This is a genomic window from Microbulbifer maximicatervae (SeqCode) (assembly GCF_056232625.1).
In genome coordinates, this window is the sequence record NZ_CP174324.1 from 344,403 (window position 1) to 366,648 (window position 22,246).

Below are 22,246 nucleotides of genomic sequence, written 5' to 3' on the forward strand. Positions count from 1 at the left end.
TTTGGTGGTCTGTTAGCCTTGGCTAACGTGCGATTCTAGTGAATTGATATAACCCATATATATGTCTCGGTCACGCCTGCATCCATTTGCATCGACTCCAGCCATAATGTCATTGATTAGATTGAATAGAGTTTCTGATAAGGTCTCTGATGCTTCACTCACAGCTTCAAGTCGGACAGACTGGCTTATATGGGTATAGAAGAAGTCCAATAGCCTTGTATCGTGGAGATTTATCGTTGAGCAAGCTAGCTCTATTTGTCGGGCATATATTTTGTATTCCGTCATGACCATTGCTCTGAATTTTTGGTCACGTGGGAGGGCTTCCTTAAGGATATTTGCATTTCTATTATTATTGTTCTCCAAATATGCTCTAAAGCCCGTCATGTCATAGGATGCTGGGGCTTGTTCTTTGTGGGTTATAGTACTGATAGCCGCGGCACAAAAGTCGGCCATATGAACTCGAAAATAATGGTATGCATTTTTTAATTGTTCGACTCTTTTTTCTTGTCTTAATTTTTCTTGTCGGTTTGATTGGTATTTTGTAAATTCATTCAATAGTAACCCAAATGTTGCAATTCCCGTCAGTGTTTCAATGGAGGTTAGTAGATAACCGAGCTCATTGATAGGGTGAATTTCTCCATAGCCCAAAGTTGTTATTGTTACAATGCTGAAGTAGATACTTTTTGTGAAATCGAGCTTTTCATTTATACAGGAGTCACATTCACTATATATGGCAGCAAAGATGAAGATCACTGAAAAATAGCCGACAAGTATTTTTTTCCATGTCAGAAAAGATAGGAAACGTGTCATGTTCTGTGCTCATTAACTATAAGCGATATAATTTATGCCTGCGTCATTCCTTTTGGGGCAATTACGATCGCGCCAGCAAGTGTAGAAGAGGGCTGCTTACAATCAGCCAATCTGAATTATGGTGACTGTTTTGATCTTACGTTTCTATTAGCATAGTAATGTTAGCTAAGTTGTGAATTATTGAGTCGACACTATACGGTGTATTACTTATGGGGTGGTGGTGTTGAGAGTATCATTTGCATTCATGGGTTGATGTGGAGGGGGTAGGTTATTTTATCGAGAAACTCGCCCCTCAATTTATCTAACATCTAAAATGGTCTGTACGCGAGGGGGTATGATTATTGCTCTTCAGCAGAGAGTGCTGATGCGTAATTCTATTACACCTGATAATGGCTTTTCGTTGGCTATTTGTCGACTGGGGTTCGCCCACTTACTTGTTGCTAGTGGAGCTCAGTTAAAATCTAGTACTTACCCAATCGCTGGCTTTCTTCTTGGGAAAGAGGAACTGGCTCAGCCCCTGCTTGTATAAATTTATCTGTATCACCGGCAATTTATGTTTCTGGCGGTGAACCGCCAATTCCACCACTAGCTCCCAGCAATGGGTTCAGGGTGAGGAATACTTCCTAGAAGTTCTTGTGTTACGGCCCGGTGACGGATGCCTAGTGGTGGAGTTCTGGGGGAGTTGGTGGCGGTGGGGCCGGCTCAGGCATAAAGGTAGTGCTGGCGGTGATATATGCATGCGGGTTTTACCGCGCTATAACAAAAAAGGGCTTACGCCGTTAAGCATAAGCCCTTCGTTTGTATGGCGCGCTCGGGAGGATTCGAACCTCCGACCGCCTGGTTCGTAGCCAGGTACTCTATCCAGCTGAGCTACGAGCGCGTTACGGATGCGGATACTATAGATGCGGTGGGGGTAAGTCAACCTTAAGAGTAAAAAAATCCTTAAAAAACATTATGTTGGATAAAAGTTAGGCACTTTGAGTGAGTGTTGACTAGTTACAGATTCGCTGCCAGGGCTAGCGGGTTAAGAGGATGATAAGGCACCACCATCAAGAGCAGACAAGTGGTTTTACAGAGTGAGGTGGCAAGGCCCGCTTGCGGGGCTTTTGGAGGCTCTTGAAAGGAAATGTACCGATCAGTGACAGAGCAGGGGTCAATCTCATCCAACTTATCAGGTTTCGATTTCAACGCCTAAAAGCGCGTCTCCAATGACAGGTCAAATCCGCTTATCCTCAGGGTATCGTTATCAATTGTTTTCCATTGGAGCCTGCAAGCAAAGTTATCAGTGAAAGAATACTTTACTCCAATGCCGTAGACTAGGTCCGTTTCATTTTTGCTTTGGGAGTAGGTTGGGCTTAATGGGCTATCTGGTATCCAGCTGGATCTTGGTATGAACTCGCTGTCGATTTTGGTATGGGAGAGGCCAATAAGAGCATTTACTGTCGTCTTGTTAAGGATTGGATATTGGGCAATAACATGCAGATGATAACTTCCTGCTGTAACCGTTTCATCATCGGTGATATAGGCATCGCGATATTCATCAATTTCTCTGTCATAGAAACTAACTAATGCAACAAATTCATCATAGGTTTTACTGAAGTGATCATACCCGAGTTCAACGGAAAAAAACTGATTGAATTGGTACCCGGCGTGAATATTGATGTTGTTGGCGTGATCGCCAAAGCGCTGAGAGCTTATATAGGGTTCTGAAAGTTTGTTCTGGCCCTTAAAGTCAAAGTATCCATATCCTATTCCGGCGTAGATTGACTTCTCTGCCGCGATAGAAGTGTTTGCAAGGGTTAATAGTAATATGGCTAGTCTAGTGTATTTCATTTTGGCCCCATTTATTCCATTAAATGAGCGGTTGTATCTCTTTGATAGGTTGTAAATCGCTAGTTACCGTTGCGCTATATTCGCTTTCAAGTAAAGTTAGGACCTTTTGCCCGATCAATTCAATCTATTTTTGGCTTGGCCCATTAAGCGTCTATAAACTACTCAGTGAGCTAACTATGGAAGTGTAGGGTATTAGCAATAAAATGAAAGCTGGAAGTTTAGGGGTTTAGAATATGAGGCCAGTTTCGTGAGGGTAAAAATAAAGGCAGTTTTTACCCTCGGATATTCATTTTATAGATGTCCTTAGAAATGGGTTTCTATAGACAAATGTATGCCACTGATATCTACGACATCATTATTGATGTTTTTCCATTGCAGTTTGCCGCTGAACCGGTTGGTAAAGTCGTATCTGACGCCGATACCGTAAGTTAGGTCAAAATCATTCTCGCTGGACTTGAAAGGTTTATTGTCTTCATAATTTTCATCAATATCCGCGATGCTCATGTAGGCGGTATAAGTACTATCTATTTTAGTGTAAGAAAGGCCAAGGTAGGCGCTGACAGTGACATTATCTAGCATTGGGTATTCGAAGACAGAATTTATTTGTACGCTGTCAATATCCAAGCTTTCCTTGTTATTAATGATGTTATAGTCAAGTTGAGCTATTACTGCACTATGATGAATATAGGTGTCGGATGCTTTACCAAAATGGCTGTATCCTGCCTCTACAGAGAAGAATTGATTTAGTTGGTAGCCAGCGTAAATATCAAAGGAGCTGGTGGTATCTTTAAAATTATTATTTACATAATAATCTGTAAGTTCTTGTTGCCCATCAAAATCCTGAGTCCCGTATCCAATTCCAGCGTAGAAAGGGGTTTCTTTTGCAAATGCTGAATTGTAGTTGGCTAATAGAGGGATCAATAGAAATATTTTTGAAATTTTCATGTTGGTCTCCTGAGGTGTAAAAGTAACGAAATGCTCAAGCGTCAAAATAGATAACACCTATATTGCTTTTGTCTGAAGAATTCAGTCAAGTTGTTTAATTAGAGTAGGATGGTTTTGAGGCGTGATTGTGCGTTGAAGGGGTGCTTTGTCTGATTTGATTGCCAATCTGTCTTCTTTTGATTTGTCAAAGTATCGGTCTGCACGCCTTTTTTGTCTGAATTTAGTTGTAGTTGTGGCAGGTTTTTTGAAGAGCTTTTTGTAGTTTTTCTAACTTGCCACTGTAGTACATATGGAATTGTGTCATTTTTAAAACCCATCTATAAAGGTAAAATTGTCAGGGTACTTATGTAACCCATCAAAATCGCCTTTGCTAAGGGTTGCACCACAGTGGCGTGCAATTGCATAAACCATGCTTATATGGAATAGTAAGTTTGGAATTATATATTGATGGATATATTGTGGCTGTGGGAGATCCACGGTTGTAAAACCTGCTTTATCATTGATTCTTCTACTACTGTCCAGATCGGTTACTTCGGGTAAAGAATCTAAATAATTTAGTGTTTTCTGGATGGTTCTCAGAATACCCTCCTTTGTACTGCCATCCTCTTCAAATGTCACAATTTTTTGGTCAACGAGTGGGCAGTATCCACGAAGAGAAAAATTGGCCGCAATTTTTGCATTCTCGGCTAAGCTGAACATGTTAGATGCCAGCTGCTTGTGAAATATTTCCTGCGGAATTTTAGTCACAATTGAAAGTAGTTGGGAAAGATAATTATGAAGAAGGCTCTTGATAGATATTTGCATTAGGTAACCTGATAACAGCGGAGTGAATAATTTTTTTGTGGTACACACGTTCCTGGATATTGCTACATCAGATATTGTGACAAAGTCTCCCAATCAAACCGTCGAGCTTTTCCATCGCTAAATAAAACCTCGATACGCTTGTCCTCCCATCCTAAAACCCTTCCATAGCCAAGTTTTCGATGCCGCAGTCCCTCTCCAGGTTCGGGTTTTCGCATGGGGGCCCGGGGTGCACTGATATTGGGGTTGTAATCGCAAGCTTCTAAATAGTGGAGCGCTTGGCGTGAAACCGGTACATCGGTGTCGATTTTTTCCGGACGCTCCTTTAAGGAGTCTGCCATCAATTTACTTAAAGGAAGCTGCATTTCATTAATAAATAATGAAGGCTGCGAAGCCTCTGGATCATTCTTTTTGGAGTCTTCTGCAGGGGCCAACAAGAAGAGTTTTGACTTGGCTCGGGTCATCGCCACATACATTAAGCGGCGTTCGCTCTCCAGTGACGCGGGTGTGCTGAAGTCCCGTTGGGGCTGATAGGGCATATTGTGCTGGGTGAGGGTGGGGATAATTACTTGTTCCCACTCCAAACCTTTAGCTTGGTGCATAGTCGTTATTTGTATAGCATCCGCTTCGGTTTGTTCGCCCTCCCGGTGTTGGCGTTGAAGCTCTTGTAGATGTGCCAGGGCTTCAGTGGGCGGCTGCTTCAGTGTGTCCAGGTATTTGCAGAAAGCGAGGATGGTTTGCTGCCTCTCCTCCCCTTGTTGGCGGGTGAAGGCGTCGTCAGCGATTCCGCTGAGAAGTTCCAGTTCACCGATATGGCGACGCAGTAGCTCTCCAGCGTGACCGCGCCAGCTCTCGATCTGGGTAAGCAGGTCTGCCCGTTGGCGCAAGCGTTTGGTCTGGGGCTTGCTCAGGTTTTCAGGTAGTAGGGCAACCAGCTTCTTACCCCAGCCTTTGTCCAACGCTGCCAGAGAGGAACAGATGGGCTCAAGGACTTTGCGTGGAATACGCACATGGGGAGAGGTCAGCCATTCGTAAAGTCCCTGCTGGCGACGCTTGGGTGGAAGTTCGGCGAATCGACCGGAGGCAATATTTAAACTCCAAAATAAGGGGCGCAGCTCCCGGCGCGAAAGGACGGTGTTGCGGCTTGCTGAACGGTAGGGAATATTATTGGCCAGCAGTGCCAGTTCAATAGGAGCGGCGATAGACCACAGCCGCACCAATACGGCGACATCCCTGAGTGACTGACCTTGCTTTTGACATCGGCGCAGGTGCTCTACAAGCCAGCGCCCCTCCTTATCGGTTTTTACCAGCTCGATTTCTGTTTGCTGATCTTCATTGGCAGAAACACAGAATATATCGGCGCGATCGCGATTGTTCTCAATAAAGTGGTTGGCGGCCAGGGATAGCTGGTGGCCGTAACGGAAAGTGCGGCTCAGGTGATAAATATTCGAGGGGGGAAAATCCCCATCGAAAAATGTGAGCAGGAAATCCGGTTTGGAGCCTCGCCATTCGTAAATTGTTTGGTCTGGGTCGCCAATCGCGATGACGTTGCCAGATTTTCCGTAGAGAACTCGCAATAAAAAGTGTTGTATCTCATTGATATCCTGGTATTCATCCACCAGGATATCTTCGTAATAACTGCCGTACTCCTCGGCCATCTCCTCATCCATGCTGAGCAGCATGGCTGGGTCATAAATCAGATCGGCGTAGGTAACCGCATTTTGGCTGCGACGCCAAGCTTCAAAAGTGCGAAATACCTGTAAGAAATACATATATTCATCGCCGAGCTTTAATTCCTGAAATGCGCTGAGATCTCCCGATAGAATCGTTTTGGTGTAGTCGATAAAAAATTCAGCGGCCTCAATCTCAGATTGCTTCCGTGCTCTAATCTCTTCGAGTTCGTGGGTAGGCGCGCACTCTTCAATGGCCTTCCAGATTTGTAATTGGATTGTGGATTGAGGCAGGGGGGATAGGTTGGCAGCAGCGATATGATCATTGGCGATCATGCGTTGGTATAAACGATATCCAACACTGTGAAAGGTATGTACCGCTGGTATCGAGCCTTCAGCCAACTGCCGTAAGCGGCGGTCGAAGTCCTCTCGAGCACTGCGGTTGTACATTAATACCAGCAGTCGTTCGGGGGCGATACCTGCATCAAGGCGGTTCTTTATATAGTGCAACAGAGCAGTGGTTTTGCCGGAGCCGGCAACGGCAATGATCTTGGCGTGACCACCGGCGTGATCTGCAATTGCCTGCTGTTCAGAGGTAAGGTTATTTCCGCCCATCGCGCTCTTTGCTCAAATACTGGATATTTTGCCAGTGTTTAATGCTGTCTTACAAGTCGCGCAACCTTATTCGGATGGTTTGTCGCTATCGGAGATTTGATGGTGGCGCAGGGCAAGCTCAGCGATGTAGGGAGAGAGGAACACGCGGCCGCTCAATTCCTGCAGTAACTTGGAGTGGCCCAGGCGATCCAGTACAGCCCCTTTTACTTCAGCCAGATGTAGCTGGATATTCCGACTTTGTAAATCCCGGTTTACTTGTAACAGACGCTCTATCGCTGTGCTGTCGATCCGGTTAACAGACGATAAAATCAGCACCATATGGCGGGTATTGCGATGTCGCTTTATCTCTACAAAAAGTCGCTCCTCAATCGCATTGATGTTGCTAAAGAACAGGTTCTCATCAATACGCAGGAACAAAATTTCAGAGTCGGTTTTCACTGTATAGCGAAGCACATTGCGGAACTGCTCGGTGCCCGGTACACGCCCCACGACAGCTATATGTGGCCGGCTGGCTCGCCAGATCAATGTGGCGAATGAGAGCCCCACGCCCAGGGCAATCCCGGTCTCCACACCAAAAAACACTACCCCGAGAAATGTGCCGGCCATAGCCAGTCCATCGGTGCGGTCGTAGCGCCAGTGGTGGGCCATACCCTGGAAGTTGATCAGGTTTGCGGCTGCAACAATGATGGTGGCAGCTAGCACGCAGATTGGCAGTTCGGTAAAGACTTTGGTGGCATACAGAAGTAGCAGGGCGATTAGCACTGCGGCTATCACGCCGCTGAGGGGGGTTTTTGCTCCACTCTCATCATTAACGGCTGTCCGTGCAAAGCTGCCGGTTACCGCAAACCCTCCTGAAAATGCGCTGAGAAGGTTGGAGGCGCCCAGCCCCCGCAGTTCCGCATTAGTGTTGAGCTTCTCGCCGCGCCGCTGGGCGATAGAGTGAGCAATAGATAAGCTTTCGACAAAGCCGAGTAGGGCAATAATCAGGGCGGGCAAAAGCAGTTTGTAAATCAGCCCCGGGTTAATAGGGGGGATACTTAGGTGCGGTAGGCCAGCGGGAATAACTCCCACAACGGGTAACTCCTTCTCCCAGTGAAAAATAGCGGTGAGCACAATGGCAATCACCACGATAAGCATGGGCGCCAACCGTGAAAGCAACTTGGATCGTGCTGGGCCGACCCCGATTTTTCTGAGCAGGAAGGGCAAACCTAGTCGGGCGGCAATTAAGCTGGCCAGTGCAATGAGCCCCAGCAGAGCTGCTTCCCGATCGGTTTCGGGCAGATGGTTAAAGGTGCTGATCAATATCTCGAGAACCGTATCCCCATTGCTTGATATTCCCAGTAAGGGGGCAATCTGCCCGGCAATAATCAGCAGCGCGGCGCCGGAGACAAAACCGTCGACAACCGGAAGGCTCAAGAGGTTGGCGAGGCTGCCGAGGCCAAGAAACCCCATTAATAGCAGGATTGCTCCACTCAAGAGTGCTAATAATATGGCGCCGGAAATGTACTCGGGACTTCCCGGTGAGGCTATGGGGGTCAGAGCTGAAGCGGTCATTAGGGCGAGCACGGCCACCGGGCCGACGGACAGCACTGAGCTGGAGCCAAACAGTGCGTATCCTATTAATGGGAGCAGCCCAGCGTAGAGCCCTAGGTATGGGGGCAGGCCGGCAAGTGCGGCATAGGCGAGGGCCTGTGGGATCAGCATCATGCTGGCCAGGAGGGCGGCAACACTATCTCCCACCAGCCACTTGGGCTGGTAGCGTCGAAGCCATGGAGGGATTAGGTGGAGTAGCCGCATCCTTACACTTGTTTCCGCTCTCTTCCTGCCGCAATTGTGTGAACTGCTCAAACAAGATAGACGGCGGTTGCCTCACCGTTGTGCTTGAGCGCAAGTTACTCCACTGCGGCAGTGCGCTTGATCCCGAAGAGTTGGAATATCCCCATACCCGTGAGCATGGCGAGTACAAAAATTACCGCTTTAAGTTGTCCCGCCCCGGTAGCGACAATCGCCGGTCCGGGGCAAAACCCCGCCAGCCCCCAGCCGGCGCCAAATAGAAGGCTGCCCAATACCAAGCGGCGATCAACCCGGTTACTTGCCGGCAGGTGAAGCGGTTGCTTCCAGATAGACAGTCCTCGCCGTCTGATGAAATGGAATAGTGGCAGGCCCACAGCGATAGCGCCAAACATCACCAGTCCCAGAGAGGGGTCCCAGGCGCCGGCTAGATCGAGGAAGCCGATGACTTTCTCCGGGTTGGCCATACCGGAGAGCAATAAACCCAGGCCGAAAGTGAGCCCGGCCAAAAGTGCGCTGATATTGGTTTTCATCATCATTGCCCCAGCTGGCCGATCAGGAGGTGTCGCATTAGAAACACGGTTGCGAAGCCCGCGGCCATAAATATCAGGGTGGCGGTTAGCGAGCGAGTGGAGAGTCGGGACAAGCCGCAAACACCATGGCCACTGGTACAACCGGAAGCCATCCGCGTGCCCAGGCCCACCAGTAATCCCGCTGCAATTAAGGTGGGATAACCTGCCTGGATATCAATGTCGGGCACTGCTGCAAAGATTTTCCAGGCAAGAGGGCTTATCAATAGCCCCCCGATAAAGGCCAGGCGCCATAGGGAGCCCTGGATTTGGTCAAGCAGTCCGCCAATGATGCCAGAGATACCTGCGATACGACCGTTAAAGGCGAGTAAAGCGGCACTGGCAAGGCCAATCAGCAGCCCCCCGGCGAGTGAAGTGCCCGGGGTGAAAGCGGTCCAATCGATGGTCATGGGATTACTCCGCACAGTAGAGCTGGTAAAGGGTTTGCAGCAGGGCGAGTACTCGCGGGTCTGCAACCCGGTAGAAGACGTTTTTTCCCTCGCGGCGTGTTTCGACCAGGCCTTCGCGTCGGAGGACACCCAGTTGTTGGGACAGGCTTGGTTGATGAATACCCAGGCGCTCTTCCAATTCGCCTACATTTAACTCTTCCTGGCTGAGCTGACATAGAAGTAGCAAGCGGTCCTGATTGGCCAGGGAGCGCAGCATCGCTGCCGCCTGGCCAGCGGAATCGCGCATTTTGTTGAGATCGAGATGTTCAGTATCAGGCATAGGAACTAAATCAATTTACACAATTACAATATATTGTTTTATATAATATCACATTGTATATTGTTGGTGTAGTGAATACGGGAGAGCAGAAGATGGCTCACGAAGAACACTGTGCCCGAGTACAGCCGTTCCTGGATCGGGATACAGAAACCTGGAGCTATGTGGTGTACGACAGGGAAGGGGGTTCCGCCGCTATTGTGGACTCTGTGCTGAATTTTGATTCAGCCTCGGGTCGCACCAGTAGCCGAGGTGCTGAGGAGCTGGTGTCATTTATTCAAGAGAAAGACCTGACTCTGGAGTGGATACTGGAGACTCATGCCCATGCTGACCACTTATCAGCGGCACCGTTTTTACGCCAGCAATTGGGTGGACGTATCGGAATCGGTGAACACATTTGCCAGGTGCAGAAAATCTTCCGCGATGTATTTAACCTTGAGCGGGAGTTCCTGGCAGATGGCAGTCAGTTTGATCATCTCTTTAAGGATGGTGAGACTTTCCAGGTGGGTAAGCTGACAGCGAAAGTGATTTACAGTCCCGGCCACACCCCCGCAGATATGGCCTGGCTAATCGGCGATGCGCTTTTTGTTGGCGATACCTTATTTATGCCGGATGTTGGCAGTGCGCGATGTGACTTCCCCGGCGGCGATGCGTCAGAGCTGTATCGCTCAGTGCGTAAGATCTTGTCCCTTCCCGACCAAACCCGCATGTTTATGTGTCACGACTACCCGCCTAAAGGTAAGCGGGGCTATCAGTGTGAGACCAGCGTGGGAGAGCAACGCAGGGAGAATATTCATTTGCGCGATGGGGTTGCCGAGGAAGATTTTGTCGCGGTGCGCCGCAAGCGCGATGCCACTTTATCTGTGCCGCGGCTGATAGTACCGTCTGTGCAGGTGAATATTCGAGCGGGGCAAATGCCCCCGGCAGAATCGAATGGTACGGTTTATTTGAAAGTGCCGCTTAATCAGCTTTAGACGAAATTATTGATCGATATATTTATTCAGTTGAATGCATAGAACTGAGGTGACAATGAATATTAAACAATTAGATGAACAGGTGAGCGTTTCTGAGCATATAGCCTGTGAAAGTATGGTGCCATTGGCTCAGAGTGGGGTACAAGTTGTAGTATGCAATTGCCCGGAAGGTGAGAGTGAAACTCACCCCTCCTACGTGGAAATGGAGCAGGCCGCATTGGCGGTGGGCATTAAATTTGTGGCTATTCCTTTTACTCGCGGACGTATGATGCGAAATCACTGCGAGGCATTTCGTGATGTTTTACAGGAAGGAGACAAAGTGCACGCGTTTTGCCGGACGGGTAATCGTTCCAGCCAGGTATGGGCCGGCGCTAAGGTCCTGATGGGGGCAGATAAAAAGCAGCTCAACTCCCAGGCCCAGGCCGCAGGATTCGATATTGGTGCAGTGCTGATATCGATTGAACCCTAGCTCTAAAATGCAGCACTTTCGGTGCTGCAATTCAAACCCTTCTTTTAAGGTGATAGAACTCAGGCCGTAAGGCCAGAGCGGAAAACAGATCATGGCGATGCAGCATCTCACCAGATGGTTTCCCATTCTGGCAACTATTCACTCCTATAATCGGCAGCTGCTAACCCAGGACCTACTGGCGGCTTCAATTGTTACCGTGCTCCTTATTCCCCAGTCCCTTGCTTACGCTTTGCTTGCAGGATTGCCACCTGAGGTGGGCCTCTATGCGAGTATTGTTCCGCTGCTAGTCTATGGCCTGTTAGGCAGCAGTCAAACACTATCCGTAGGACCTGTAGCGGTAATCTCCTTAATGAGCGCCGCTGCTCTTGGAAAGGTAACAGCGAGCGGTGAGGTAGACTACCTCACTGCAGCAGCGATATTGGCGCTCTTGTCCGGGGGAATTCTCACCGTATTAGGTATATTAAAGTTAGGTTTTCTCGCTAACTTTTTATCACACCCGGTAATCTCTGGCTTTATAACTGCCTCTGCATTATTAATTGCACTTAATCAGGTTACCCAATTGCTGGGGCTATCGGTTCATGGAGATACAATATTAGAGTTGTTACCTGGCTTGTTTGAAAACTTGGGTGGCTATAATCAGTTGACCTTGTTAGTCGGTTTGGGGGTGGTGCTATTTCTATACCTATCTAGAGCTTGTGCGGCAAAACTATTGCAAAGATTAGGAATTACAGCTGATACCGCTAATCTTCTGTCTAAGTCATCCCCCGCAGTAGCAGTGCTGATAACCGTGTACTTCTCATATACTTTTAACCTTGAAGCATGGGGAGTAGCCCTTGTTGGCAGTGTTCCTTCGGGGCTGCCTCAATTTACCTTGCCAAAGCTGTCGCTTTCCCTATTTGAGTCACTTGCGTTACCTGCGCTAATGATTGCTATCATCGGCTATGTAGAATCGATATCCGTGGCAAAGACTTTAGCCACAAAACGTAGACAAAGAATTGATTCCAACCAAGAGCTAGTGGCTTTAGGATTTGCAAATGTTGGGGCAGGTTTTTCTGGCGGATTTCCGGTAAGTGGCGGCTTCTCACGCTCAGTTGTAAATGCTGACGCGGGAGCACAAACACAGTTTGCCAGCCTATTTACCGCAATGGGCATTGGATTCACGGCTCTTTTTCTAACGTCACCACTATATTTTCTTCCGAAAGCTACTCTCGCTGCCACTATTATTGTTGCAGTACTTTCACTGGTAGATTTTTCTATCTTGCGTAAAACTTGGCAATTTTCCAAGGCGGATTTTCTTGCTGTAGCGGTGACAATCTTCGTTACTCTATTATTTGGCGTTGAGTCGGGCGTGCTCTGTGGAGTGGGGGCATCGCTACTATTATTCATTTGGCGCGCATCAAAGCCTCATATTGCAGAGGTAGGATTAATCGAAGGCACTGAGCATTTCCGCAATATAGATCGACACCCAGTTAAAACTGCTTCTGAGATTCTTACTTTTAGAGTAGATGGCCGTCTGATGTTCTCTAATATAAGTACATTGGAAGAGCGTATTTATACCCGTCTAGCAGGTAATTCCAAGGTCAAGAATATTATATTGATGTGTAGTGCCGTTAATGAAATTGATTGGAGTGCCTTGGAAGTACTGGAAAGTATAAACAGTATCTTACTTAATAGAGGTGTTCGACTTCATCTTTCTGAAGTTAAAGGTCCGGTGATGGATCGTTTGGAGAAAAGTAGCTTTTTACAAAAGCTCTCTGGCGAAGTATTTTTAAGTCAGTACCAGGCATTTGTAAATATACAGGTAGGGCAAGGAGGTAACACATAGATGCCTGGAAACCTTCTAGGTTTCCCCCATGTTGATTTAAGAGTCACCTGTCAAGACTTATCACTTGAATTTTTAATGCTCTCACTTTTTAAATGGTCGATAATTAGATCGATTTGGGCCTGATTGTCTTTGATTAGTTGGTCCGAATAGTCCTTTAACTTTGGGAGCTTCTTATGCTCAAATATGCCGATAAAAGGCTCTCGAATTTCGATATTTAGATAGTCGTATTCTATCCTCCCTTCTTCAGATAAAGACTTTGCAATTTCCAGTGTATGGAGCTGGTGTGTATCCATTGAGCGCTGCATATTTGTTAATGCATCTCGAAACCAGTTTATTTGTCCCCAGTTTTTCAATGTGTCGTAGTTTGTTGTTGAGCTAAGGAGTCGAGGGCTGCCAGCACCTAATACCAGGATGTAGTAATTTTTATCGGGAAATTCGTTGATAACATCTCGAAGAATCATACTGGCCGGGTTGTTCATAGCTATAGCTGCATCTGCAAACACACATTGGGATTCGTTTTCCGATTCTGCAAATTCAGGCTCGCAATGCTGGATACCTTCATCTTCCGAATAATTGAATACGACAGGTGGAAAAGCAGTTTCAGCACTTACCGCGGCTGTCATTAATTGATAAAGCCGATCGGTGGGGAGATAATTAACCGTCTCACCTTTGTTCTTGAAAAGATGTATCTGTCCGTCCTTTAAGTTTAAAGAAGGAATGATTACGTAGTTCTCAAGTTCAGTAAAGTTAAGGTCTTTAGTATAATGTTTTTCCATTACCTCATGTAATCGGCTGCCAAAATAAGAAGGTGAAAACAGACCGCCTGCGGTTAGGAACTTGTGATACCAAGGAGGAGAGAAAAGGTAGTTTACTTCGTTCTCATAGATATCAACCAGATAGTCGAGATGGGAAAGCTTTTGCCCGTTTCTGGTGGGAATAGCTTCATCAGGAATATTGAGGCCTGTTGCGATAATTGCTCCAGTGGAAACCCCTGAAAAAACGTCGAACACCTGATCAAGGGGCTTCCCCAATTTGTCTTCAATATACTGCAGTACATGTAGAGGAATTAAGCCTCTGACTCCTCCGCCTGCTATGACGAGGATATTAATCGTGTCTTTTTGCTGGAGATAATCGGTATTGTGAGTAAGATCATACGTGACCGACTCTCGGGGGAATGTGGTTGTTTGCGTAAAAAAATTGTTATAAACGTAGGCGAAAAAAGCATAACCAACAGCAATATACACAAGTGCAATAATAGTCTTTTTGAAAGAGGCGTTGAACTTACTTGCCATGTTGTACCCAAAACCATCTATTCCTTATGGATTTTGCCTTTTTAGAGACAAACTCCCAATGTTATATTAACTTTTATTTTATATCTTCAAAGACTGAATGGTAATAAAACAAAATCTATAAGCAATATAGTAAGGAGTTTACACGGAGCTTAAGTAGAAAGTGTAATTGTTCTAGGTGGTGGTGACTTGTCTCGAAATCCGACGCTGGTAAGCTCCGCCTTTCTATTGATATAGCATATGCAATGATATCTAGCGGAAGTAATGCAGCTAGATTATGTATCTTGGTTTTTGAAATTAATGTGTTTGGATTGTAACAACTAATTCATGCGGTCTTGCAGCAAATGAAACAGCGTGGTAGTGGAGCTATTGTCCAGATATCAAGTATTTTGGGGGAATTCGTATTACCTTTTATTGGCTCATATAATACTACCAAGCACGCGATAGAGGGAATCGCAGAAAACTACCGCGTAGAGTTGGCTCAATTTGGCATTCAGTCTCTGATTGTTCAGCCTGGTAAACATTCATTTAGAGCAACTGTTGATGGTACAGGATTAAATTCCACCATTGGGAAAATCAACAAAGTCACAGAAGAGATGATGCAAAAAATTTATTCAGCTTATGGGATGAGCAATATGTTCCAGGTTAAGTAGCTTTGCTAATATAAATAGTTGCTTGGCAATTCAAAAAACAAGTTGATTTTTAGCGAGTTTGCGAGGTGCTTGTTTGTATAAGAGTTAATTTTTTAATGGCTGCTTTCAGGGTTTCCATTTTAGGGTTGTTTGCTTAAAGTATTTGCTTGTATGGAATGCTATTCCGAAATAAGGCCATTTAATATACGCATATATTCATTAACAAATAAATCAATACTATGTCTGCTAATCAATGGTTCACAATACCCAAAAACAAAGACTGAATTACGGTAAGTGGTAAAGGTAGCAGCCATTAATGGGTTAATACCGTTAGTTAGAGTGATCATCGGCATCTGAATTTCAAAATACTCCATTTCATCGGCTAAAAGAGGTATGCTGCCTGCGTTGGATACAATAATCCCTGCTGGAAAGGACTTTTGTTGGGCTGTTATCTCTGAAGCCATATGAGTTATATCGCTCATCGTATAGTCTGAGCTGAGATTTTTTGTCATAGGCCTCTGCTTGAGCAGTACCGAAAAGATTTGCTTTTGTAGCATTTTGGCAACATCAATAACATTGGCAGACTCTATATTTGGGGGGAGCTTCAAGCTAGCGGTTTCGGAAAAGGCTCCAATATGCCCTATGGGAATGTTCGGGGAGCATAGCCTTCTGGCATCCATCGATAAAATTACTTCTGTTAATTTTTTGTCAATAGGTACTGCTCGTGCAGCAATAGATGCAATGGCACAGTAAATTGCAGTAATTTTTATGCCGTTACTCTTGCCCCAATTAGCGAGTTTTTTAGTTCTTTCTGGCGACATAAGATATGAAATTGCACAGGACTTGCGCTCATTGGGAGCGGCTTGCTTTTCTACCGGCCAGATGAAATCGTCAGTGTTCTTATGTTCAACTCCCTTTTCTCCAAAATATCCAGCTGACTCTAGCTGGCTCGCAATGCTCTCTTGTAGTGGAAGTGACTTGGCCTGTTCAAGTGTTTCGTTAGATCGCAGGAATTTGTCTAAGTCTGAAAATATAGTCATTACTGATCTGCCATCAAATGCCGCATGTATATTGATGACGGAAATCCACTCTACGAGACCTTCTTTATTGAGGTATAGCTTTATGCTGTATACATATTTTTCACTGTCCAGGCAGTTTATGCCGTGAACTCTAAACTCATCCTCTAAATTGAGAGTGTCACTAACTTGGCTTATATTTAATGGGATATCATTAAAGTCAACGTCGCAAATCCAGCGAAGTTTTTCCCCTCTTTGGATACGAGCGCGTAGAAGAGGGTGGCGTTTGTGTAGGTACTCTAATCCTGTGCGTAAAGTGTCAACACTTAACGATTTGCAGACTCTAATGAAAGAAACAAATTGTAAGCCACCATAGGAGAGTCTTGTCATCTCTATAAACAAGGCCTCTTGGGGGCCAAGTTCTCGAGATGGAGTTTCTAAACTCATATAAGACACCGACCAAAATATCGACGATCTTGATTGTTTGGGTTCAGAGCAGCATGAATGCCGTATGCGGGAATGTATCCTGACTTGCTGTCAAGGATAGTATTACTCCGCAATTGACTACTTCAGTGCACCAAGCTGCTTTAGGAATCCATATTTGTCCCAAGTGACCCAAGCTTCGACTATTTTGCCGTTCTGAATCTTGGAGAATTCCACGGCATCCCAGGTGATTGTTTTTTTGGTTGGAGTTTCCCCCATAAATGAGCCGACATGATTAGCGCTGACTGTAACATGGGTTGCGACTAGATCTCCTTCAGCTACTTGCTTGGTACTGACCGCTTTGATGTCTTTGAAAGCTTTGTGAAACTTAGCCACTTCTTGTTCAAATTGTTTGAGGTTACGCTTTTGTGGGCCTGCGCTATCCGTTGTCGCAGAATCCAGGTTGTTTATATAGTCAGGAGATAAAATTGTCTTGGGATCTATCTTATTTCCGCTTAGCCACAACCCCACAGCTTGCATTGCGAGTTTTTTATTCTCATCTAAGTTATTTGGCTGTGCCGCCACCAAATTGGTGATACTGAATAAAAGGGCTGTTAAAACCAAACAGGAAGCTCGTTTGAACATTTGATAGATTCCTTTCTACATAAATTATGGGTGTGTTTCAGGGCGTCTTGTAAACGACATTGAAAATGAGTAAAGAATTGTGTCATCTCCTATTATGGACACATATTCAATAAGGTGAATCGATATTCAGGTAGTTTGGCAAGCTGTCCATCTTTAGACTTTACTGGATTAAAAGTATGCCACTAAAATTGATGTTTCAGATTAGCGGAAGAGTATTTATGCGAGGTGAGTAATAGAGGTGCTGCTGCCAGCATGGTACCTGGCAGCAGGTTATACGGCCGACCTACAAACTTAGCATTTCCCGTAAGCGAGTAGCGGGGCGTCTTGCAGCCTCTATTTCTTTTCCATCGGTCATTGTTATTAGTAGTCCACTATTGACCCATGGTTGAATATCCTGAATAAAATTCAGGTTTATGATTTGCTGGCGGTTGGCGCGAAAGAAAACCTCAGGATTTAGACGCTGTTCAATTTTAGATAATGATTTATAAATAAACGGCTTGTTGTTATCAAAGAATACTTGGGCATGATTTCCACAGTTTTCAAAATAACGGATATTTCCTATTTCTATTAGCCAGCAGCGCTCTCCGTCCTTGATAAAGATCTTGTTGTTGGTGTCTAGGTAGTTCGATGAGTGATTATCATCCTGTAAAGGAGAATCATTTAGTGTTTTGTTAAGCGCTCGCTTTAATTTTTCCGGGTTGATTGGTTTGAGAAGGTAGTCTAATGCGTTGACTTCGAATGCTTGTATGGCGTATTCGTCATAAGCCGTTGTGAAAATAACTAGGGGTGCAGTTTCAAGCTGTTCTAGTATATCGAAGCCTGTCCCATCTGGTAGATTAATGTCTAAAAAAAGTAAGTCTGGTTGTTCTTTTAAAATCAGAGAAACTGCCTGCTCACAATCTTTTGCCTCTGCAACTAAATTTATATTTTTGTGAGGCTTTAACAGCTCTCTCAATTCATTGCGAGCGAGTCTGGAATCTTCAATAATAATGGCTTTCACTTATTATACCGCCAACTGTAGAGATGAAGTAGGAATATGACATTGGGCAATAACTTGCTGCCCTTGTTGCTTTATCTGGAAGGATGTGTTGTTACCATATTGAAGAGTCAATCGTTTTTTTATATTAGCTAGCCCCAATCCGGTATTTTCATTTTTCTTTTTGCTGGGCTTTGTTTCTAGAGGTGCGTTTAGTTCTAAGGTCCCTGGGTTAGCTACCGTGATGACTAGGTGTTCCTCTTCATGGGATACTCTTATGGTTACTTCACCGCCATGCTTGGACTTTTCAATTCCGTGGCGTATCGCATTTTCTGTGAGCAGTTGGATAATAAGAGGAGGGATTCGTTCTCCCATCAATTCCGGATCAGTTATCAAGTTGAAAGTCAAACGATCTTCATATTGTATTTTGAGGAGGTCAATATATTGACAAACAATTTCCAGCTCATCTCTGAGTGGCACGGTTTTCTGTTTATGTGCCATCAATGTGTATCTCAGTAGATCAGAGAGGTTTGTCAGCATCGTTCTTGATTTAGTAGCATCCTCGAGAATTAAGGCCCGGATATTGTTTAGTCCATTGAAAAGGAAATGTGGGTTAAGCTGCCCCATAAGTGCTGCCATTTTAACCTCATTGAGCTGTAGGTTAAGTTGAATGGCTTCCTGTTCAGCTTTGAGTAAACGGTCTTGATTAACTGCTGTAACATAAATCAGGGTCCAGCTTACTAATAAAATAGTCATGATAAGCCAGTTGCCAAGTACGTTGTGCCAAATTGATTCGGGAATGGCATACCCCATTAAATTATAATATGAGAATAGAAAAATAACTGAAATATAGGCACAGGTAAATGCAAGTGAGATTGAGGATAGAAAAAAGTAGGGCCACTGTTGCCTCCAGTTTTTATCTAAGAGGTCAAAGCGATAAATCATTTCTCTGATGATTAGTGTTAAAGCTCCGCAGGTTAATATCAGGGTGAGTGCATGTATGGCGAGTTGCTCAAAATTTTCATCGGTAAGTAATCCGCGAGAAATGGAGTTCACTAGGGCGAATATTAGCCAGCCGCCAAAATGATACGCTAAGAATTTTGTCGTAGGTGCGGGGGACTTCAGTAACTTCATAAATTAATACATGTTAATAAAATGGCCCCTTGTTCTGGGGCCACAGAGTTTAGTTAAAATCAGAATCTCTCGTTCAGCCAGGTTGACATCATCTCGAGGGCAATAGGGGAAAAGGTTTCCTCTATTTCCGCATACTCGGCATAGCTGCCGGTTTCGGCTGTTTGAAAGAGATGATTCATTTTATCGAGTTCAATAATTTCATAATCCTTATGATTGGATTTACTCAACACCTTTTCTATATTGCCTAAGTTCATTTCCGCATCAACTTGAAAATCCAGTGAGCCGTTAAGAGCCAAAATAGGACATTTTGTACCCTCTAAATAGGGCTCAGGGTTGAAGTTCAATGCATAACGAAACCAAGGGGTGGAATACTGTTTCTTAAGTACCTCAACTTGAGCTTCCAGTTTGCCTCCTTCCAAGCCTTCGAGTTTAACACTCTTATGAAGAGCTTGATGTAAGCCATCACTGATAGTTCCCCCTATGGGAAGACGAGCAAATTGTTCAAAAATAATTTTATCAAGCTTGCGTAACTCTTGTAGGTTTTTCTCAGTCACACCGCTGTGCTTTCTATCCCTGTGCCACTGGTCGAAAAAGAGCTGTTGCATTTTAACCCCTGGGCCGCCGAGAAGAATTGTAAACGCAATATCATCACGATTGCTGGCTACCATGGGGGCAATCATCCCCCCCTCGCTGTGCCCAATCAAGCCCGTTTTACCCTTGGGGAGATCGTTACGACTGTTCAGATAATCCACAATTGCACTGGTATCATTGGCAAAATCTTCGGTAGTTGCCGTGGAGAAACTCCCGGTAGAGTCACCAATTCCTCGTTCATCATAACGTAATACGGCGTACCCTTGCCGGGTTAAATCGTCGGCAATTACCGCAAATGCCTTATGGCCGAATGCGGTTTCATCCCGGTCTTGCGGCCCCGAACCACTAATCAGGATCGCGGTGGCTTTTATCCTTGAGTTTGGTTTGGTTAGTGTCCCAGAGATTATATTATTTGTGATTGTACTTTTAAAACTTACCTCTTCAATAGTATAGGGGTAGGGGCCTGTTGGTGTCTGTGGACAATTCTCCGGCTGAACAGTACTTATCTTTCTGAAGTTAAGAGACAGTGACTTCCCTTGAGTAAATGAACCGAACATAAGCTCAACTACTGGGTTGTACGCCCCCTCGTAACTGAGTCCTAAGTCCTCAATTTCGAAGGATATATTGTTGCCGATAACTTCCAGTGATGACATCTCTATGCCATAGGTCTTTTGTGAGGGGCTATCCAGTACCCCCGTCCATTTGCCGTTGTCCTGATCAATATGGAGGACAATCGGAAGCACCTTGTCACTCTCTGTTTGAATAGTGGCCTTCCATTCCCCATCGATGCCACTAGCACTTGCTGTAGTAGAAAACAGGCCGGCGGCTACGAAGAGCGCCTTTAACTTTGCGTTGGTCTTTGAATATCTAGTTTGAATATATCGCATAACTATTCTCTCTGTGTTCACCTGCTGAATGCTTGCCATCTTAGAGCTATCTTTTTCTTCTGGATAAAAATTAGGATAAGTGGCGAATAGGGCTGCTGAACGGCGAGGAAGTCTTGGCTATCCTTTGTCTAGTTAGGCGTGGGGGTACGTTATCAGATAGAGGCGACTTATCCTGATAGATGGGACGGAGAGACTAACTAACGGTGCGGATTGTATCTATGACGAACACGAAATCGCCTATATAAGTTGGTAAAGAACTTGGGTTATTCCTAGGTATGTGGATGTAAGGGAAGAGTTAGTTCGGAAATAACTCTTTGGAAGATGGTCTTTCGGTGCTAATGAGTCCATGGGTGCTGCCCATTTATGGGCAGCACTGCGAGATGAAGCGTTTACTGTAGAATCACACCTACGTTTGCGTTTCCGGTTTGATTGGCAAAAGCAGATTGCGCATCGCCAATTTGTGTTGTTGTCTGGGCGTTACCCACACCATTTTGGTAAGTTTGAGCGGAAGAACCAATACCTGTTGCCGTAATATTGGCAAAGTTGGAAGTTCCGAGCTGCTCAGTCAGTGCGTAGTGATCTGAACCCGTCTGGTTATGAATGGCAACATTGTTGTCGCCAATTTGCCAGAGACTGCTCTCGTGATCATCGTTGGTTTGAATCACATTAAGGGTATTGGTAGTACCGTCCTGATATGAGGAGGAGTAGTTGGAGTCTCCATTGACTTGATTGTGGGTCGCCAGGTTGGAGTCGCCGAGCTGATCTACATAGACTTCACTATTTGACGTCAGTGTTTGGGTAACAAATGCAGTTTGGTTTACCCCAGCTTGAGTCACCACAATAACATCATCGGTACTATTGGTTTGAGTTAAGGTTGCACTGTGGCCATCTCCATCTTGGGTAATGGACATGGTGCTACCGTCAACAAATGACTGGAGAGTGAAGACGTACTGATTGTTGTCTCCTTGATTGATCTCGATATAGGCGCCTACAGAGTTATCCTGATAGGACTCGGCGGTATTCATATCGCCAGTTTGGTTATGAATAATCGTGCCACCATCACTGTTAGCGGATTGCTCCGCATAGCTGGTGTTGTTATCACCGATCTGAGTTTGATCGATGGTATTGTTTGTGGCGGTTGGATCACTTTGATCAGCTGTTGCAGTGTTCCCAAGACCTTCTTGGTAAACCGTTGCAGTATTGGTGTCGGCGATAGCGCCCTGGCTAATGATTGCCAGGGCAATACTGGCGGCTAGAGGTGCAATATTCTTCATCAGTAACTCCTTTAGTGATGAGACTGTACGACCAATGTCGTTTTCCATTGCATTTTCAAGGTTGAGGTCGTATCAATCACCGTTCACTAGCCTAATCGTCGGAACTTGGCCGACAATCTGGCACGTACTCCTTGTGAATGGGGTTGATACAAGTATGAGTTTGATAGATGGCCTAGATAGGCGCTATGAGAGGTAAGTGCTGATTTAGTGGGACATTAGTTTAATGGGAGGTTTTACTTATTTTTGTTAAAAAACTGATAAATAAATAGTGATGCTGTTGATAAAGGCGTAGCATTCCAATTCAATGTAAATCCTAAAGTTGCGTTGGTAATTATGTAAGAAGACGATATG

General features: G+C 45.2%; 20 protein-coding genes and 1 tRNA gene. 4 read left to right on the top strand and 17 right to left on the bottom strand.

The genetic code is table 11. From position 1 onward, the window contains the following. Positions 1-12: 12 nt before the first annotated feature. From ACJJI6_RS01525 to ACJJI6_RS01570, 10 genes are all read right to left on the bottom strand, one after another. On the bottom strand, positions 13-810 hold the full coding sequence (locus ACJJI6_RS01525) for a potassium channel family protein (protein WP_475712280.1): 798 nt from the start codon (positions 808-810) through the stop codon (positions 13-15). An 803-nt stretch (positions 811-1,613) separates the two neighbouring features. Beyond that, a tRNA-Arg gene (locus tag ACJJI6_RS01530) sits at positions 1,614-1,690 on the bottom strand. A 311-nt stretch (positions 1,691-2,001) separates the two neighbouring features. Further along, positions 2,002-2,643 carry an outer membrane beta-barrel protein gene (locus ACJJI6_RS01535; RefSeq protein WP_475712281.1) on the bottom strand — a complete coding sequence of 214 codons (642 nt, stop codon included), beginning with the start codon at positions 2,641-2,643 and terminating at the stop codon, positions 2,002-2,004. Between the two features lie 303 nt (positions 2,644-2,946). Then, on the bottom strand, positions 2,947-3,588 hold the full coding sequence (locus ACJJI6_RS01540) for an outer membrane beta-barrel protein (protein WP_475712282.1): 642 nt from the start codon (positions 3,586-3,588) through the stop codon (positions 2,947-2,949). 306 nt (positions 3,589-3,894) lie between these two features. Beyond that, the gene (locus ACJJI6_RS01545) at positions 3,895-4,392 is read right to left on the bottom strand and encodes a DUF1993 family protein (RefSeq protein ID WP_475712283.1); all 498 of its coding nucleotides are present in this window, start codon (positions 4,390-4,392) and stop codon (positions 3,895-3,897) included. Positions 4,393-4,454: 62 nt separating this feature from the next. After that, positions 4,455-6,674, bottom strand: coding sequence for an ATP-dependent helicase (locus ACJJI6_RS01550; RefSeq protein ID WP_475712284.1), 2,220 nt, complete (start codon positions 6,672-6,674; stop codon positions 4,455-4,457). Between the two features lie 66 nt (positions 6,675-6,740). After that, on the bottom strand, positions 6,741-8,471 hold the full coding sequence (locus ACJJI6_RS01555; RefSeq protein WP_475712285.1) for a SulP family inorganic anion transporter: 1,731 nt from the start codon (positions 8,469-8,471) through the stop codon (positions 6,741-6,743). Positions 8,472-8,566: 95 nt separating this feature from the next. Then, entirely contained in the window at positions 8,567-9,001 is a 435-nt protein-coding gene (locus ACJJI6_RS01560) for a DUF6691 family protein (RefSeq protein WP_475712286.1), read from the bottom strand. Next, positions 9,001-9,444: a YeeE/YedE family protein gene (locus ACJJI6_RS01565; protein WP_444917680.1), complete on the bottom strand. Its 444-nt coding sequence runs from the start codon at positions 9,442-9,444 to the stop codon at positions 9,001-9,003. The genes ACJJI6_RS01560 and ACJJI6_RS01565 overlap by 1 nt, the downstream gene beginning before the upstream one ends. Before the next feature lie 4 nt (positions 9,445-9,448). After that, positions 9,449-9,763, bottom strand: a complete 315-nt coding sequence (locus ACJJI6_RS01570; protein ID WP_282932131.1) for an ArsR/SmtB family transcription factor — start codon at positions 9,761-9,763, stop codon at positions 9,449-9,451. Between the two features lie 92 nt (positions 9,764-9,855). Between ACJJI6_RS01570 and ACJJI6_RS01575 the strand changes: the two genes are divergently transcribed. The 3 genes from ACJJI6_RS01575 to ACJJI6_RS01585 all read left to right on the top strand — a co-directional run bounded on the left by ACJJI6_RS01575 (position 9,856) and on the right by ACJJI6_RS01585 (position 13,028). Next, a complete protein-coding gene (locus tag ACJJI6_RS01575) occupies positions 9,856-10,734 on the top strand; it encodes an MBL fold metallo-hydrolase (RefSeq protein ID WP_444897842.1) in 879 nt (292 codons plus the stop codon). Between the two features lie 55 nt (positions 10,735-10,789). Beyond that, a complete protein-coding gene (locus ACJJI6_RS01580) occupies positions 10,790-11,203 on the top strand; it encodes a protein tyrosine phosphatase family protein (protein ID WP_444914228.1) in 414 nt (137 codons plus the stop codon). A gap of 97 nt (positions 11,204-11,300) precedes the next feature. Then, a complete protein-coding gene (locus ACJJI6_RS01585) occupies positions 11,301-13,028 on the top strand; it encodes a SulP family inorganic anion transporter (RefSeq protein ID WP_475713429.1) in 1,728 nt (575 codons plus the stop codon). A gap of 50 nt (positions 13,029-13,078) precedes the next feature. Here the strand turns inward: ACJJI6_RS01585 and ACJJI6_RS01590 are convergent, their stop codons facing one another. Next, positions 13,079-14,320 (bottom strand): patatin-like phospholipase family protein, encoded by a 1,242-nt coding sequence (locus tag ACJJI6_RS01590; RefSeq protein ID WP_475712287.1) that lies wholly within the window; start codon positions 14,318-14,320, stop codon positions 13,079-13,081. A 320-nt stretch (positions 14,321-14,640) separates the two neighbouring features. Here ACJJI6_RS01590 and ACJJI6_RS01595 point away from each other — a divergent pair, with 320 nt between their 5' ends. Then, positions 14,641-14,970 carry an SDR family NAD(P)-dependent oxidoreductase gene (locus ACJJI6_RS01595; protein WP_475713430.1) on the top strand — a complete coding sequence of 110 codons (330 nt, stop codon included), beginning with the start codon at positions 14,641-14,643 and terminating at the stop codon, positions 14,968-14,970. Between the two features lie 158 nt (positions 14,971-15,128). Here ACJJI6_RS01595 and ACJJI6_RS01600 read toward each other — a convergent pair whose 3' ends face one another. The 6 genes from ACJJI6_RS01600 to ACJJI6_RS01625 all read right to left on the bottom strand — a co-directional run bounded on the left by ACJJI6_RS01600 (position 15,129) and on the right by ACJJI6_RS01625 (position 21,895). After that, entirely contained in the window at positions 15,129-16,412 is a 1,284-nt protein-coding gene (locus tag ACJJI6_RS01600; RefSeq protein WP_475712288.1) for a phthiocerol/phthiodiolone dimycocerosyl transferase family protein, read from the bottom strand. Between the two features lie 117 nt (positions 16,413-16,529). Beyond that, complete coding sequence (locus tag ACJJI6_RS01605; RefSeq protein ID WP_475712289.1) at positions 16,530-17,033, bottom strand: ester cyclase; 504 nt, start codon at positions 17,031-17,033, stop codon at positions 16,530-16,532. 283 nt (positions 17,034-17,316) lie between these two features. Next, positions 17,317-18,033, bottom strand: coding sequence for a LytR/AlgR family response regulator transcription factor (locus ACJJI6_RS01610; protein WP_475712290.1), 717 nt, complete (start codon positions 18,031-18,033; stop codon positions 17,317-17,319). Between the two features lie 3 nt (positions 18,034-18,036). Next, entirely contained in the window at positions 18,037-19,143 is a 1,107-nt protein-coding gene (locus ACJJI6_RS01615; RefSeq protein ID WP_444897835.1) for a sensor histidine kinase, read from the bottom strand. 59 nt (positions 19,144-19,202) lie between these two features. Then, positions 19,203-20,621, bottom strand: a complete 1,419-nt coding sequence (locus tag ACJJI6_RS01620; protein ID WP_475712291.1) for an alpha/beta hydrolase family protein — start codon at positions 20,619-20,621, stop codon at positions 19,203-19,205. Positions 20,622-21,010: 389 nt separating this feature from the next. Beyond that, positions 21,011-21,895 (bottom strand): hypothetical protein, encoded by an 885-nt coding sequence (locus ACJJI6_RS01625; protein ID WP_444916740.1) that lies wholly within the window; start codon positions 21,893-21,895, stop codon positions 21,011-21,013. Between the last annotated feature and the right edge of the window lie 351 nt (positions 21,896-22,246).